Here is a 13,291-nt window from a genome sequence, read left to right as displayed (position 1 = left end):
TGCATAGGCGGAAAATCAAGTTTTTTGTTGTGAATCAATGTCTTAGTCAATCAAGGGACTCAGAGATTGGCGCGTGATCTGCTGCTGTTCAATAACTAAGGCTTCTTGGAAGTGCTGCTGTAAAAAGTAGCGGTCATGGCTGACTGCCAGCAGGGTCCCTTGATATTCTTGCAACATTTCTTCAATTTCTTCTCGGGCATAGCTGTCGAGGTGATTGGTTGGTTCATCCAAAATCAGGACGTTGATTTTTTCTAAAAAGAGTTTCAGTAACGCCAAACGGATTTTTTCACCACCAGATAAATCTTTGATTCGTTTGGCCACATCACTTTGATAAAAACCGCTTTTAGCTAACTGTCGGCGAGCCGTTTCTTCGTTTCCTGTGAACGTCTGTACGTAGGCCAACAAACGGCTCTCGGGGGCGGCAAACTGCAGTTGCTGGGGCAAATAGCCGATTTGTAAGCTGCTGCCGCGCTTGATGGTGCCGCCACTGGGAATTTCCTCACCGAGGAGTAACTTGAGTAAGGTTGATTTTCCGGTACCATTGTCGCCGATGATGGCTAGACGCTGTCCACGGTAGATTGCAAAACTACTGTCTTTGAATAGGAGCTGATCGGCATATTGCTGGTGCAAGTCGCGAACGATGAACACCTCTTTGCCCGATTTTTCGCCATTCGCCAAGCCTTGCAGCCGATTTTTCGGGGGCGCTGGCGGTTTGACCAGGGTTAGTTTCGCTAGGCGGCGCTCCAATTCTTTGGCTTTTTTGAAGAAGGCCTCATTGTCTCCTTCATGGGCCCACTGACGAAATCGCCGAATCATGACTTTCAGTCGCTGGACCTCTTTTTGCTGCAGTTCGTAATTTTTGGTCAACTCCGCCAAGCGAGCTTCTTTCAAGACACGAAATCGGCTATAGTTCCCGGGATACTCAATCAAGGCGCCTTCTTCCAGTTCCCAGGTCTTGGTGGTGACTTGATCAAGAAAGTGCCGATCGTGAGAAACGACTAGGACCGCTTTTTTCGTATTCTGTAAATAAATTTCCAACCAGCGGATACTTGAAAGATCCAAGTGATTGGTTGGTTCATCCAGTAACAGCAAGTCAGCATCGGCAACTAGCACTTTGGCTAAAGCGACTTTGACCCGTTCACCACCGCTAAGCTCTGTTAGCCGTGCGTCCTGTCGATGGGGAATTCCTAAGCCTTGTAAGATCGCGGAAATTCGGTCTTCTAATCCATAACCGCCCAACTCTTCAAAGCGCTGCTGCAACTCGCCATAACGGATCAGACACTTCTCTAAATCAGTATTGGGTTCTGCCATCAAGGCTTCGTAATGGCTCATCTGCTGTTTGAGTTCTTGAATGTTAGCAGCAGAATGGAGCAGGTAGTGGATAACGGTTGCTTCAGAAACGGTCAGCTCTTGCTCGACCGTCCCGATCCTTAAGCCTTTTTGGCGGCTGATAACGCCGCTATCGACGCCTTCAGCGCCAGTCAAGATTTGTAAAAAGGTTGATTTGCCCGTTCCGTTGATGCCGACTAGGGCAATTTTTTCCCCAGCTTCGATTTGGCAGGATAACTCCTCAAATAACGGATTCCCGCCGATGGTTTTTTTAATAGCAATTGCTTGTATGATCATGATCTCTCTCCTTGAGACCACTCAAAAAGGCCATGGATATCCATGGCCAGTGTTATTTAAACTCAGATTCTTTCGAGAAAAATACCTTGAGATGGCCATTGATTTTACGTAAATTTCACTGTTTTGGACAGACTCGTCCCTTCAACAGCAACTGTAAAACCAATTGCATGGCTAAATGCGATATGGTATCGTTGGTAATTTTCATTACTTGTTATTTTAGTCATGCGCATCATGGTCGTTTTCCCTCCTTTGTGTCTTTGTCTTTTCAGTGTACCTGAAAGTATCAGAAAGTTCAACCAGGACTGGCGGTTTCTTAGCGTTCCTCGATGCGTAATTCTGTCAGAGAGCTTTCTTTCATCTGACCGATGACCAATGGAACGGTCTCATGAACCACATCACTATATTCTAAACCGAACCAGCGTTCCGGCGAAATCGTATGGCGTTTGATAAAAAGCTTCGTCTGCATGACTTGCTTCTGCCATTTGCTTAATGCCGTTGCATTCGACAGCTCTTCTTCGATCATCACGAATTGGAAATCACCCACATTGCGACCAGGCGTTAAGGAGTAGCGTTGCGGCTGCAGCGGCAAGCGACCATCTTTCATCAATTCTTGAATGATTTGGCGAATGTAGAGATTGACTTCTTGCGGCACCCGAAAGCCGAGATAAAGCTTTAGTTTAACGATAAAATCGGTATCTGCCATCGAAACTTCATATTTTTTCGTATAGGGTTCATCGGTGACTTCCACATTGACGAACCAATACACTTTGGCACGCTTCGGCCGTTTGTCTAAAATGGAATAGAGGAACTGCTGACCGATCTGATCGTCTTGCAGTTTAGGAACCATGAAGACGACATTCGTCTGAGATAATGGCAAAGAATCATCTTCCCGCAACTGTTTCAATTGAGGGATGTAGGTAGAAAGTGCAACTTCTTCGGCAGCATTTTCTTGAATACGATTGCCCCATTCCCAAATCAGCATCACGCCGATGATTAGGCAGGCTAGTAAGATGGCAACGTAACCGCCGTGGAAAAATTTGGTCGCACTGGAGATAAAGAAAATGCCCTCGATCACTGCAAAAAAGAGCGTGATGAACGGTGCCAAGAAACGGGTCTTCTTGTTTTGGTGCAAGTAGAAATAGAGCAAAACAGTGGTCATCAACATCGTTACCGTAATGGCCAATCCATAAGCGGCTTCCATATGCGTAGAAGTCCTGAAGAATAAGACCACGCCAGAACAGGCGATCCACAGCAAGGTGTTCAAGGCAGGAATATACATTTGCCCGATAGACGCCCCCGGATAGATGATTTGCATCCGCAGCAATAGTTTCAACTTGATGGCTTCAGAAACCAAGGTAAAGGAGCCAGACAGCAGGGCTTGCGAAGCAATGATGGCAGCGAGGGTGGCAAAGCTGACACCAAAGACTGTCCATCCTTGCGGCAACGCTTGGAAAAATGGATTCAAGTTTTCGATTTCTTGATAAGTCGGGTTTTGATAGACTTGCAGCAACCACGCCGCTTGACCAAAGTAATTCAGCATCAAGCAGATTTTGATATAGGGCCAGCTGGCATAAATGTTTTTCTTACCCACGTGACCTAAGTCCGAGTAGAGGGCTTCTGCACCAGTCGTTGCCAAAAAGATATTGCCGAGAATAAAGAGCCCGGAACTGTTATCGGGACTAAAGAGCAGATTGATTGCATACCGGGGATCAAGGGCGCGAATCACCGAAAGGTCACCGGCAAAGTTCATCACCCCGACGATGCCTAAGAAGGTAAACCAGCCTAGCATGATCGGTCCGAAGGCTTTGCCGACAAACTCAGTCCCAAAGCGCTGCAGGGCAAAGAGGACCAATAAGATTGCTAAGGTGATGCCGACGATGATCGATTGGTCATTGCCGAAGCGATCAAAAAAGACTGGAATCCCTCGTAATCCTTCGATGGCAGTGGTCACCGTCACGGCCGGCGTCAACACGCCATCTGCTAGCAGGGCTGCGCCCCCGATGATTGCTGGAATAATCAAATAGCGGCTGTTTTTACGAACTAAGGTATAAAGGGAGAAAATCCCGCCTTCTCCATGGTTATCCGCGTTTAATGCGATCAAGACGTACTTGATCGTCGTTAACAAGGTCAGCGTCCAAAAGACGAGCGAGACGCTGCCTAAGATAAAATCAGGTGTTAAGGTGCGTAGTCCGCCATTGTCCTCCACCAAGGCTTTCATTACGTAAAGTGGGCTCGTACCAATATCACCGTAGACCACCCCCATGGCGACTAAAAGTCCGCCGGCGGTCACTTTTTTCATTTTGCTTGAACTCATTGACTGTTTTCCCTCCATTTTAAACTGCAAAAAGACCTAAGCGGCCCCTTGCCACTTAGGTCTTGCAAGAAACATCTTAAACCAGCGGATTCCCGCTTGCTGTTGATCTAAGATCATGGAACGATCCATGTGCTACTCCCCTAAAGTGCTCTTATTATCTTTGTTTTTACAGCTCCTGTCAATTGATTTGTTAAAAATGGCAATAAACATTTTTCATTTCCTGCTTTTCAGCGTAAGATAACAATAGGTATGGAATAAGGAGGCAGGAAAATGATTGAGATCAAGAATCTGACGAAACAGTATGGACCAAAAAAAGCGTTGTCTGATCTTTCCCTGACGATCCGTCAAGGGGAGATCTTTGGCTTTCTGGGACACAACGGAGCAGGGAAGTCGACCACGATCAAAAGCTTAGTGAGTATTTTGCAACCGACGAGTGGGGAAATCTATTTTGATGGCCAATCCCTCGTGGAACATCGCGAAGCGATAAAAAAACAAATTGCTTATGTGCCGGACACGCCAGATTTGTTTTTACAGCTAACGGCAGGGGAATATTGGGACTTGATTGCCGCAGCGTATGAGGTGCCAGCAGCGGAAAAGGCCGAGCGTTTGCAAAAATTAGGGCGCTTGTTTGATATGCTGTCTCATGAAGAAGAGACCATCGCCAGCTTTTCCCATGGAATGCGGCAAAAAACACTGCTGATTGGGGCATTGATCCCCGATCCGGACATTTGGATCTTGGACGAACCGTTGCAAGGCTTAGATCCCCAAGCGGCGTATGATTTAAAAGAAATGATGAAACAGCACGCTGCCAAGGACAAGACCGTGATTTTTTCCACCCATGTCTTGGACACCGCCCAGCAGTTGTGTGATCAATTGGCGATTTTGAAAAAAGGCGAGCTACTGTACAATGGCTCAGTGGCAGATTTGCTGGCACAGCATCCGTCGCTTTCTTTGGAAACGATCTATCTGCAAATGACTGGGAGAAGTCAAGAAGAAGCGATTCTTGCAGAAGCGGAGGAAGCGTAGATGCGAAAACAACAATTTCTGACGCTGACCTCCGTTAATTTGCGGTATGCCAATCCCCAACTAACAGACAAAGCCCGCAAAAAAGGCAAGGCTGGTTCGACCTTGACCAGTTATTTGTTGTTTCAATATGCGCTTTCTGGGGTAGTGTTTTTGCTCGTCTATGGGTTGACGATGATCACATTGGATTTTAGTCAGATGCCGGGATTTTTTACCGCTTATGTCGCTTTGTTCGGGATTTTAGGCTTTTCCCAAGGGATTTCGTCTATTTACAATGTCTTTTTCGAGAGTCAAGACCTGCCAGCGTATTTGCCGCTGCCCTTTCGACAGAGTGAAATTTTTCTGGCAAAAATCGTGGTGGTATTTCTCACCGTTGCGCCGTTTATTTTTCCTCTGTTGGTCTTATTTCTCCTGACAGGGATTCGGGCAAACGTCTTTTTCTTGCTGACGATCTTATGGGCGTTTTTGCTGTTCGGCTTGTTTTTAGTCTTGATCTTCAGCATTTGCAGCTTGATCGTCTTCAGCCTGACGCGGACTAAGTTTTTCTTGAAGCATAAAAAATTGGTCACTAGTTTGTTGCTAGGCGTGACGATGCTGGTTGTTGTGATCGGGGTCTTAATGATGAATCAGGTGAATACCTACGAGGCAGACGTGGTAGACCGAGGAGCGATCAGCTTTTTATTGCCCTTTTATTATGTGATGGTGGCGCCGTTTCAAACAACTGGTTTGCTTAGCTTGCTAGGGATCATCGCCACAGCAGGCGTGTTGCTTTTTGCCCTCTATCGGTTGATCTTGCCGAAGTTTTATGAGCAAGTGGCAGCCGCGGCGCCCAACCAAGGGAGTGTTCGTCGGAAGCATAAACCCAATCAAGGCTTGGGCCAGCTGTTGTTTAATTACAATTCGCAGTTGATCCGAGATCCGAATTTGATCATGCAAGTCTTTTCTTCTTCGTTGCTGATGCCCATTATTTTCTTAGTGTCCTTTGTGTTTACAGGAGCGATTCAGTTAAGTGAATTGGATGAGCGGTTTATCGGTGTCGTTTTTGTGGCAGGGATCGCCTTGGCAGCATTGATGGTCAACCCGACTTCTTTTATCAGTAATTTGATCTCACTGGATCAGGAGAATTTCTTGTTTGTCCGCTCCTTGCCGCTATCGATGAAGCGCTACTTGCGGGAAAAATTCCGCTTTGGCGTCGTTTTGCAGCTGAGCTTAACGGCAGTCATCGTGCTGGCAGCAGTCCTTCTGTTCAAAATGCCGCTGATTTTGGCTGTCTCTTTTTTAATCGGGGCACTTTGGAGCAGTTTTCTTTTGTGCTTGAAATATTTTGCTCGTGATTATCGGCTGCTGCTTTTGGATTGGACCAACATCAGTCAATTGTTTACGAGAGGGGCGGGGAGTCTTGGGTTAGCCATTGGAACGATCGCAACGCTGTTTCTTTCCATCATTGTTATCATCCTTTACGGCTTTGCTGCGACTTCGGTTGATTTTTGGTTATTGAATGGTCCGATTTTCTTTGTGATCCTCTTGACCAGCGTCCTTTGGATAGCCCATTATCACCATAGATTTTGGCGTCGTTTTTTCTAAGGGAAGCGACGCTTTGCTTTTTTTATTTAAGGATGGGTAAATTAACTATTTATTCAGAAAATTCAGAAAAACTATTTACAATCAAGCGGAAACATGGTTAGATAGGAGTACCTATTACTTTGCTTTCATTTTTTGCTGTACAAGTTTGGATAACCGACTTGTCAAAGAGCTGTGACCAAAGTCAAAAAGACCAATGAGACCTGAGCGCTCGTTGCCTCTTTTGCTTTTGTCACGGTTTTTTTTGTACAAAAAAAACCTGCCAAGCAGCGGCAGGTCGTCTCACTATTAAGCTTTCGTGTGGTCTTTTGCTGGGACTTTGTTTTCTAGGTCTGTCCGTACAACTAACACATCACAGCCGGCATGGCGAATGACATACTCAGAAACGGAACCGATAAAGATTCGTTCCACGGCATTTAAACCAGTGGCACCGATCATAATCAAATCGATGTCGTGATCTTCTGGCAATTGTTTGGCAATGATCGGTTTTGGCGAGCCGTATTCGATCACCGTTTTGACCGCAGTTACTTGATGCTTGCGGGCATAATCCTCATAGTCTTTCAAGGTTTGTTTGGCCATTTCGGTTGCTTGCTCAGCAAGCATGCCGTCAAAAGAAGAAACGGTTTGAAAGGCCCGAGTGTCGATCACATGTGCTAAAACTAATTCAGAATCATTCCGCTGTGCCACGTTCACGGCTTTTTTGAAGGCTAATTCGGACTCGCTGGACCCATCGACGGCTACCATGATTCGTTGATATTGTTGTAACATAAGAAACACTCCCATCTGTTATCTTCTACTTTTATTGTAATGCTTTTTTCTGGAAAAAGAAAACCTAATCTTCCTTTTTTTTCATTTTTTGTGCCAGCAAGATGCTGAAAGATGCGGAAGAGAGCAACAGCAACGCCAAATAAAACAAGGCAATCAGCTCTCTATCGACAAAGCCCACAACCAATGCCACTACACCTAAAAGGAAATGAATGAGGCTATAGGTTTTTAAGAAGACTTTATTCGCCTCAGTAGTAGGGATCAAAGTGAAAAAAATCGCTTGTTTGGCATAAAGCAAATAACTGGTGCCGAATAATACGAGTGCCACGATCGTAAATAATAGAAGAATCATAAACATACGCCATCCTGTCCTAAGTTGATAGGTTTAGTATAGCGAACCCTAGAAAGAATAGCAAAAGCCACCCTTACTTTGATATCAGATGAAGGACGTTGTACGGTTTCTAACGGCTAGAAAACGCAAAAAAGCCATCTGTTAAAAACAGATGGCACATTCTAAAAAGAATGGGTAATATCCGTTGATGCCGTTCTTTTTCCCATAGTATTGATCCCGCAAATTCTAGCAGGTGGGTTCCACGGTCTAAGCTTCGAACTACCAAAGGAAAAGGCATGTTACCAGCATTGACACAAGACGGATCCCAAGATATCAATAAAAATGTTCGGTCAACACACAAAAGGGACAACTCGTACATCACAGAATTCCCACCCTTATAGTAGCATAGGAATGACGAAGGTGCAATAAAGTTGTTTGAAAACGATACCAAAAAGTCGCTATTTTTCCTAAGCACCTAGTTTTTTTTCTTTCGTTGCTGCAATTGTTGGTACCGTTGGCCTAGTGCTTGCTCATATTTACCGGTGGCTTTTGGTTGGTAATAATGAGTATTTTTCAGCTTATCAGGTAAGTATTGCTGATCGACCCAGGCATCATCAAAATTATGCGGGTATTGATAGCCAACACCCCGATTCAAGCTTTCGGCACCTTTGTAATGACTGTCTCGTAAATGATCCGGGACATCGCCAGCTTTGCCGCTGCGAATATCTGCGATCGCTGCATCCAATGCCATGTAGGCAGAGTTGGATTTGGGTGACAGACATAGATCGACCACTGTATCGGCTAACGGAATCCGAGCTTCCGGTAAGCCCAAACGTTCAGCGGCTAACACAGCATTGACGGTTCGAGCAGCGGCTGCTGGGTTAGCTAAACCGATGTCTTCATAGCCGATGACCATCAAGCGCCGACAAATGATCGCCAGATCGCCTGCCTCTACTAAACGACCTAAGTAATGCAGCGCACCATCCACATCACTGCCACGAATCGATTTTTGAAAAGCAGAGATCACATCATAGTGCGCATCCCCATCTTTATCGTGGGTCAATGCTTTACGCTGTACGCACTCTTCGATGATTTCTAAGGTCAAATGAATAATGCCGTCTGGTCCTTTTGGTGTGGAACGGGCAGCGAGTTCTAAGCCATTTAGCGCACTTCGTAAATCACCGTTGGTCGCTCGCGAGAGATGCAAGCGGGCATCATCGGTCAATACGATGGTTTCTGATCCAAGTCCGCGAGTTTCATCTGCTAAGGCTTGATCAATGGCGGTCAAAATATCTTCTTCTTGGAGCGGTTTGACTTCAAAAATCTGTGTCCGACTGCGAATCGCTGGATTGATCGTAATGTAGGGATTTTCCGTCGTGGCACCGATCATAATGATCTTGCCGCTTTCTAAATGGGGCAGTAAAAAGTCTTGTTTTGTCTTGTCTAGTCGATGGACTTCATCCAGCAATAAAATGACAGTACCGCTCATTTTGGCTTCCTCTGCCACGATTTGCAGGTCTTTTTTTGTATCTGTGGCGGCGTTCAGCATGCGAAACGCATAGCGTGTCGAGCCGGCGATCGCACTGGCAATGCTGGTTTTTCCGGTTCCCGGCGGTCCGTATAGGATCATCGAAGAAAGCATTTTGGCTTCGACCATTCGGCGAATGATTTTCCCCGGGCCAACCAAATGCTGCTGTCCGACGACTTCATCTAAGTTCCGTGGCCGCATTCGATAAGCAAGTGGCTGCTGCATAAAACGATCCTCTCCTTTTCCTGTAAGTATAACATAAGAACGTACATTCTCATAAACAAGCTGATTTGCGCCCTTACGGAAACAAAAGGGCCCTTATTTTCCACTCAGTCAGCAAAAATCAGGATCGTTGAAAAGAAATCGTTGAGATCGTCGTAACTCTGTAGTCAAAGATAGTAAGTTCGCCGAGAATTGTGTAGAATAAAGAGGGTGATGAGAATGGATGAATTAATGGCACTTTTTGCGACACAGCCGACAACGACCATCGCACGTGCCTTATTAGGGATGTATTTGGAACATGAGACCCCAGTAGGAACATTAGGTGGGTATATCGTGGATTGTGAAGCGTATTTAGGTCCCGATGATCTGGCGGCTCATAGTGTGGGCATGCGAAACACACCAAGGGTTCGGGCGATGTATCAGGAACCAGGTACGATTTATTTATATACGATGCACACGCATCGAATCGTCAACTTTATTACGCAGCCAAAAGGCATCCCGCAAGGAGTCATGATTCGCGGGCTAGAACCGGTGGATGGGATTGACTTGATGGAACAACAGCGACAAAAGACGGGACCGGATGTAGCCAATGGCCCCGGGAAACTAGTGCAGGCACTACAGATTCCAGCGGAGCTTTACGGCAAATCGATTTTTACGAGTCCGCTGCATTTGGTTCCTGAGCGCCGACGTACCCCAAAAGAAATTTTGGCATTGCCTCGGATCGGTATCCCGAACAAAGGGGAATGGACCCAGATGCCGCTTCGTTTTGCAGTGGCTGGCAATCCTTATTTGACAAATATACGAAAAACCGCTGTTCAGCAAGACCATGGATGGTGTTAAGAAAGAAGGAATAGTGATGGCGAAAGAAACGATATTGACTTACTTAGATCAGCGATTAACGAAAAAAATCACCGACTATGATGTGGCGATCGATTGGGATGCCAAAAATCATACGATCGAATTGGTGCTGCGCTTGTTTGCTGAAAATCCTCACCACGTGCAGATCGACGATGCGCAAGGTGTGGCATCAGAAGAAGCGATCATTGAATTTGAAGATGGGATTTTGCTGTATGATCCACAAAAATCAACGTTTGATGAAGAAGATTATTTAGCGACGATCCCTTATGCAGGGAAAAAAGGGATCCAAAAAGCGTTGTTAGACGGATTGGTTGATTACATTCAAGAAATTTTAGAAGAAGGCCAAAGCGATCTGCTTGATTTCTTGAACGATGACAGTGAAGAAGCGATCTTTGAATTGCGATTCAACGAAGAAGCATTTGTGGAGAAAATGACGAACTATCAAGCCGGGTCTGGGGAAACCATGATCCCGTACCCTAGTTACTAAGGAGAACGAACATGAAGTGGAATGAAGTAACCGTAGCGACAGCTAGCGAAGCAGTGGAAGCAGTCGCCAATATTTTAATGGAACACGGAGCAAGTGGGGTAGCGATCGAGGACGTTTTAGATATCGAAAATTTTAAAAGCGATGCATATGGCGAAATTTTGGATAAAGAAACCTATACGACCTTAGAAGAAGGCGCGCAAGTCAGTGCCTATTTCCCAGAGACGATCTTTTTACCAGAAGTGCTACCGACGATCAAAGCAGCCATTGACCGTCTGCCAGAGTATGGTTTGGCGATCGGCAAAAACACCATCACAACGAGCGAGGTCGTGGAAGAAGCATGGGCAACGGCCTGGAAAAAATATTACCATCCAGTCCGTATCTCCCGCTATCTGACGATCGTGCCGAGCTGGGAAAACTATCAACCGCTGCAAGAAGAGGAAAAGATCATCACCCTTGATCCGGGGATGGCTTTTGGGACCGGCACACATCCTACAACACGGTTGACATTACAAGCCCTAGAAGTCTACTTGCGAGGCGGCGAAACCGTCTTAGATGTCGGGACGGGCTCAGGCGTGTTGAGTATCGCCAGTAAATATTTAGGTGCCAAAGACGTGTTCGCTTATGATCTAGATGAAGTCGCTGTGAGGTCCGCTCAAGAAAATATGGCGATGAACCCCATTGCTCACGATGTGACTGTCCAAGCCAATGACCTTTTGCAAGGAGTGACAGTCCCTGCTGATCTTATCGTTGCCAATATTTTAGCGGACATCATTTTATTGATGATCCCTGATGCGTGGCGTCTATTGAAGCAAGAAGGCACCTTGATCGTTTCTGGGATTATTGAGACGAAAAAACAATTAGTGATCGATGCCATGATCGCACAAGGCTTTGAGATCGATCAATTGTTCAATCAAAAAGACTGGTATGCGATCGCCTTTAAAAAATCAGAGGTAGAGTAAGATGCAACGATATTTTTTACAGGAGCCTTATGAAGCAAAAGCGGTGTTTGCCGTTTCGGGAGAACCTTTCCACCATATGATCCGAGTGATGCGCATGACGCCCGGCACGAAAGTCGGTTTAGTCTTTGAGGATCATTTGGCGATCATCGCCAAGATCAAAGAGGCCGATGAAGAAACGGTTTACTTAGAGGAAGTCGAAAAAGAACAGCAGGACAAGGAATTGCCGCTGCAGGTCACGGTCGCTAGCGGCTACCCGAAAGGCGACAAGCTGGACCTGATCGTTCAAAAAGGCACGGAACTTGGGGCAGCAGCCTTTATCGGTTTTCCTGCGCAAACTTCGGTCGTGAAATGGGATCAAAAGAAGTTGCAGAAAAAGCAGCAGCGGCTGCAAAAAATCGCCCAAGAAGCGGCGGAGCAATCCCAACGGCAGATCGCACCAGCCATCACACTGCTGGATAACGCCAAAGCATTTTGGCAAAGCCTCAGTCAGTATGATGCGGTCCTAGTGGCTTATGAAGAATCAGCCAAGCAAGGAGAAGCAGCGATGCTGCTGCAAGTGATCACCGCATTGCCCGTTGGTAGCAAAGTTTTAGCGATCTTTGGCCCAGAAGGCGGTCTGACCCCCTACGAAATCGAAGAAGCCCAGGAAAACAACGCCAAATTATGCGGGTTAGGCCCTCGGATTTTACGAACAGAAACAGCACCGTTTTATTTTTTAAGTGCTGTCAGTGTGTTAACGGAATTAAAGAGGATGTGAGTTGATGAATAAGAACCAAGAAGCAATCAGTGTCCGTTTGTTGACGGCCGATCTGACCGACTGGGTCTTGAAGGATTTTATCAATCAATATAAGACGACCTTAAAGGAAGTCGTCGTTTTGCCTAGTGCCATTCGGCGGGCGAAAATCTTGGCACAAGGCTCTTCCCTACAAATCGGCGCAGTGATCGATTACCCCCTTGCCCAAGGAACACTGGCAAAGGTAGCGTTTGAAATCGGTCGGGCGTTTATGGAAGGTGCCGATTTTTTAGAAGTCTGGCTACCGGCTTCTTCCTTCATGGAAAATGATCGTGGCTTTGCAGAGTTGACCGAAACGATCCGCTCCTTGACCTTGACAGGAGGGGAGATCCGCTTAGCTGTACAGACCGAAATCATGAATGAATTGACGAAGATCCAAGTGGCACAGCGCTTGAAAGAAGAAGCTTGGCCAAAGATTGTGTTAGGACAAAAACAACCACTAGCAGAAGCATTGCATGACGTGAGCTTGTTTTCCTTAGATGGTGGCAGCCAACTGTCGATCCAGATCAATCCCGATACGGTCGATGAACAAGCTCTGGAATCATTACGAGCTGCCGGCGCCGAAAAAATCGGGCTCTCGTATCATGTTTTTGAAGAATTGCTTAAGGACCAGCCAGCACCCGATATGCTTTGAACAACAGCGATTGAAAAATAGCTGAAAAATTTGTATAATAATACTACTAAATAAGAACTGCAGGTTAGACAGGAGTCCCATGCTTAGAACGTTTGTCCGCAAGGCTTTGGGTGCGTGACGAGACGTTAACAGTGACTTCTGTCTGCCTTTTTGATAGCACAAAAAAGAAG

Annotated in this window: 13 protein-coding genes and 1 other RNA gene; 7 read left to right on the top strand and 7 right to left on the bottom strand. The window is 46.1% G+C overall.

What is annotated here, in order from left to right; translation table 11 throughout:
• Window positions 1-42: 42 nt before the first annotated feature.
• The 3 genes from abc-f to IAE45_RS13980 all read right to left on the bottom strand — a co-directional run bounded on the left by abc-f (window position 43) and on the right by IAE45_RS13980 (window position 3,940).
• A complete protein-coding gene (gene abc-f / locus IAE45_RS13985) occupies window positions 43-1,626 on the bottom strand; it encodes a ribosomal protection-like ABC-F family protein (RefSeq protein WP_200126788.1) in 1,584 nt (527 codons plus the stop codon).
• A 104-nt stretch (window positions 1,627-1,730) separates the two neighbouring features.
• Window positions 1,731-1,859: a hypothetical protein gene (locus IAE45_RS19210; RefSeq protein ID WP_260668507.1), complete on the bottom strand. Its 129-nt coding sequence runs from the start codon at window positions 1,857-1,859 to the stop codon at window positions 1,731-1,733.
• A gap of 80 nt (window positions 1,860-1,939) precedes the next feature.
• On the bottom strand, window positions 1,940-3,940 hold the full coding sequence (locus IAE45_RS13980) for a KUP/HAK/KT family potassium transporter (protein WP_200126786.1): 2,001 nt from the start codon (window positions 3,938-3,940) through the stop codon (window positions 1,940-1,942).
• 270 nt (window positions 3,941-4,210) lie between these two features.
• Between IAE45_RS13980 and IAE45_RS13975 the strand changes: the two genes are divergently transcribed.
• Both IAE45_RS13975 and IAE45_RS13970 read left to right on the top strand, forming a co-directional pair.
• Window positions 4,211-4,966, top strand: coding sequence for an ABC transporter ATP-binding protein (locus IAE45_RS13975; protein WP_200126784.1), 756 nt, complete (start codon window positions 4,211-4,213; stop codon window positions 4,964-4,966).
• The gene (locus IAE45_RS13970; protein WP_200126782.1) at window positions 4,967-6,547 is read left to right on the top strand and encodes an ABC transporter; all 1,581 of its coding nucleotides are present in this window, start codon (window positions 4,967-4,969) and stop codon (window positions 6,545-6,547) included.
• Between the two features lie 285 nt (window positions 6,548-6,832).
• Here IAE45_RS13970 and IAE45_RS13965 read toward each other — a convergent pair whose 3' ends face one another.
• The 4 genes from IAE45_RS13965 to IAE45_RS13950 all read right to left on the bottom strand — a co-directional run bounded on the left by IAE45_RS13965 (window position 6,833) and on the right by IAE45_RS13950 (window position 9,393).
• Entirely contained in the window at window positions 6,833-7,312 is a 480-nt protein-coding gene (locus tag IAE45_RS13965; RefSeq protein ID WP_010749033.1) for a universal stress protein, read from the bottom strand.
• A gap of 64 nt (window positions 7,313-7,376) precedes the next feature.
• Window positions 7,377-7,667, bottom strand: coding sequence for a hypothetical protein (locus IAE45_RS13960; protein ID WP_005233435.1), 291 nt, complete (start codon window positions 7,665-7,667; stop codon window positions 7,377-7,379).
• Window positions 7,668-7,835: 168 nt separating this feature from the next.
• A non-coding RNA gene (gene ssrS, locus IAE45_RS13955) (6S RNA) lies at window positions 7,836-8,030 on the bottom strand.
• 85 nt (window positions 8,031-8,115) lie between these two features.
• Window positions 8,116-9,393: a replication-associated recombination protein A gene (locus tag IAE45_RS13950; RefSeq protein ID WP_077452338.1), complete on the bottom strand. Its 1,278-nt coding sequence runs from the start codon at window positions 9,391-9,393 to the stop codon at window positions 8,116-8,118.
• A gap of 216 nt (window positions 9,394-9,609) precedes the next feature.
• Here IAE45_RS13950 and IAE45_RS13945 point away from each other — a divergent pair, with 216 nt between their 5' ends.
• Genes IAE45_RS13945 through IAE45_RS13925 form a run of 5 tightly spaced genes read left to right on the top strand, consistent with a single transcriptional unit; the run spans window position 9,610 to window position 13,121 of the window.
• The gene (locus IAE45_RS13945; protein ID WP_077452337.1) at window positions 9,610-10,230 is read left to right on the top strand and encodes a DNA-3-methyladenine glycosylase; all 621 of its coding nucleotides are present in this window, start codon (window positions 9,610-9,612) and stop codon (window positions 10,228-10,230) included.
• Window positions 10,231-10,246: 16 nt separating this feature from the next.
• A complete protein-coding gene (locus IAE45_RS13940) occupies window positions 10,247-10,735 on the top strand; it encodes a DUF3013 family protein (protein WP_200126780.1) in 489 nt (162 codons plus the stop codon).
• An 11-nt stretch (window positions 10,736-10,746) separates the two neighbouring features.
• Window positions 10,747-11,694 carry a 50S ribosomal protein L11 methyltransferase gene (prmA, locus tag IAE45_RS13935; RefSeq protein ID WP_200126778.1) on the top strand — a complete coding sequence of 316 codons (948 nt, stop codon included), beginning with the start codon at window positions 10,747-10,749 and terminating at the stop codon, window positions 11,692-11,694.
• 1 nt (window position 11,695) lies between these two features.
• A complete protein-coding gene (locus IAE45_RS13930; protein ID WP_200126776.1) occupies window positions 11,696-12,451 on the top strand; it encodes a 16S rRNA (uracil(1498)-N(3))-methyltransferase in 756 nt (251 codons plus the stop codon).
• A gap of 4 nt (window positions 12,452-12,455) precedes the next feature.
• Complete coding sequence (locus tag IAE45_RS13925) at window positions 12,456-13,121, top strand: deoxyribose-phosphate aldolase (protein WP_096741829.1); 666 nt, start codon at window positions 12,456-12,458, stop codon at window positions 13,119-13,121.
• Window positions 13,122-13,291 lie beyond the last annotated feature (170 nt).

The organism is Enterococcus sp. S53, assembly GCF_016516865.1.
Classification (GTDB): domain Bacteria; phylum Bacillota; class Bacilli; order Lactobacillales; family Enterococcaceae; genus Enterococcus_D; species Enterococcus_D innesii.
This window is presented reverse-complemented; position numbering and strand designations above follow the sequence as displayed.

Bases quoted from the DNA above. Each gene is read 5' to 3' on its own strand.
- abc-f (WP_200126788.1), bottom strand. From the start codon at position 1,626: ATGATCATACAAGCAATTGCTATTAAAAAAACCATCGGCGGGAATCCG.
- IAE45_RS19210 (WP_260668507.1), bottom strand. From the start codon at position 1,859: ATGATGCGCATGACTAAAATAACAAGTAATGAAAATTACCAACGATAC.
- IAE45_RS13980 (WP_200126786.1), bottom strand. From the start codon at position 3,940: ATGAGTTCAAGCAAAATGAAAAAAGTGACCGCCGGCGGACTTTTAGTC.
- IAE45_RS13975 (WP_200126784.1), top strand. From the start codon at position 4,211: ATGATTGAGATCAAGAATCTGACGAAACAGTATGGACCAAAAAAAGCG.
- IAE45_RS13970 (WP_200126782.1), top strand. From the start codon at position 4,967: ATGCGAAAACAACAATTTCTGACGCTGACCTCCGTTAATTTGCGGTAT.
- IAE45_RS13965 (WP_010749033.1), bottom strand. From the start codon at position 7,312: ATGTTACAACAATATCAACGAATCATGGTAGCCGTCGATGGGTCCAGC.
- IAE45_RS13960 (WP_005233435.1), bottom strand. From the start codon at position 7,667: ATGTTTATGATTCTTCTATTATTTACGATCGTGGCACTCGTATTATTC.
- IAE45_RS13950 (WP_077452338.1), bottom strand. From the start codon at position 9,393: ATGCAGCAGCCACTTGCTTATCGAATGCGGCCACGGAACTTAGATGAA.
- IAE45_RS13945 (WP_077452337.1), top strand. From the start codon at position 9,610: ATGGATGAATTAATGGCACTTTTTGCGACACAGCCGACAACGACCATC.
- IAE45_RS13940 (WP_200126780.1), top strand. From the start codon at position 10,247: ATGGCGAAAGAAACGATATTGACTTACTTAGATCAGCGATTAACGAAA.
- prmA (WP_200126778.1), top strand. From the start codon at position 10,747: ATGAAGTGGAATGAAGTAACCGTAGCGACAGCTAGCGAAGCAGTGGAA.
- IAE45_RS13930 (WP_200126776.1), top strand. From the start codon at position 11,696: ATGCAACGATATTTTTTACAGGAGCCTTATGAAGCAAAAGCGGTGTTT.
- IAE45_RS13925 (WP_096741829.1), top strand. From the start codon at position 12,456: ATGAATAAGAACCAAGAAGCAATCAGTGTCCGTTTGTTGACGGCCGAT.